The sequence below is a fragment of the Phyllobacterium myrsinacearum genome, from assembly GCF_014138285.1.
GTDB lineage: Bacteria > Pseudomonadota > Alphaproteobacteria > Rhizobiales > Rhizobiaceae > Phyllobacterium > Phyllobacterium myrsinacearum_A.
Genome location: NZ_JACGXN010000037.1, coordinates 1 through 1,346, shown reverse-complemented (window position 1 = coordinate 1,346; position 1,346 = coordinate 1). Strand labels below are relative to the sequence as shown.

General features: G+C 55.8%; 1 protein-coding gene. It reads right to left on the bottom strand.

Annotated elements, in window-relative coordinates; genetic code table 11:
- The coding region (locus FHW16_RS28710; protein ID WP_182552863.1) for an FG-GAP repeat domain-containing protein at positions 1-1,346 on the bottom strand (1,346 nt) is incomplete at both ends.

Sequence of the window (1,346 nt, the reverse complement as noted above, 5' to 3'; positions counted from 1 at the left end):
TCAATGAAGTCTGGCAGGCCATCGCCGTTGAAATCACCTAAGATCGCAGTTCCATGGCCGGTAAAAGGTGACTGGACGATCTGGTTGCTGTCTGCCTGGAACCAGAGCGCATGGGCAAATATCGGTCCATACTGGTCGTCCGGGCTCAAATCCTTGACCTGGATCAAATCGGCCTTGCCGTCATTGTCGAAGTCGCGAAAGACGACCTTGCGGCCAAAGGTAAAATCATCGTCCGCCGGAGACTTCAGCAGCCGCTGATAGCCACGTCCGGTCGAAAGCCAGATTTTGAGATTGTCACTTCTGGAATCAATGATGTCGGTGGCACCGTCGCCGTTGACATCAGCAAGTGCGCAATAGGTGAGAAGTGCCCCGCCAACACCGCCATTGCACTCAACGCCTGCCAGTGTGGTCTTCTGCGTCTGTCCGCCGACAAAGCGGACCATGCTGATGGTGCTGCCTTCACCGACGATCGCTACCTGCCGACCATTGGCGGACATGTCCGCGACGCCGATGACAAGGCCGCCACTGCCGATATTAAAACGTGTCAGACCATAGAGTTCGTCAACGCCGTCTCCATCGCTGTCGAGTGTCGCATAATTCCGCTTGTTGCTTCCGTTTGCGCCGGCCGCCAGCACATTGCAGATCGCCTCATTGCCGGGAATAGCGCAGGTTGTAGCCGTGATGCTGTTTGGATCATTGACGCGAATGGCGGCCGAGCTCTTGCTTTCAAACGGTCCGCCGTGGCCGGAATCCGTCGTGTGCTTTTCCACATAACCTGCGTCTTTCCAGGGCTTTTGCGGATTGAAGCGGCCGGTGCTGGTAAATTCGACCTCACCGTTGTCATCCCGCCGGATTTTTAACGGGTTGGCATTGATATCAGGAAAAAGCTGCTTGAAGCTGGCGACGCTACCGTCATTGTTGAATGTCCGCAGGTTCCAGTTGCTCAGGGAGTAATAGGAGGTTGTTCCGTCTCCGCCACCCTCACTCTCCTGCCACTCCATGGTGTAACCGCCATAGAGCTCGTCCTTGCCGTCATAGTTGAGATCGCCTGCCTGCTGTGAGGCAACCTTGCCGGTCGGATCGATCACATTGCTATCGGGATCCGGAAACTGGTTGTCGAGCCGGGTATAGGCATAATCGATGTTGCTGTAGCTCATCGCCCGGATGAGCTTTGACGTACCGCCTGAAATGACACCGGTGTTTGTATCGATGGCAACGTCCTTGCCATAACGGTCAACGCGCACAAGACGTGAGGCATTGGAAAATGGTGCCTGATCGTAGGACAGCGCATAGGCACCGCGCTGCTGGCCACTCACCGTCACATCGACCGTCTTCAGCCGGTATTT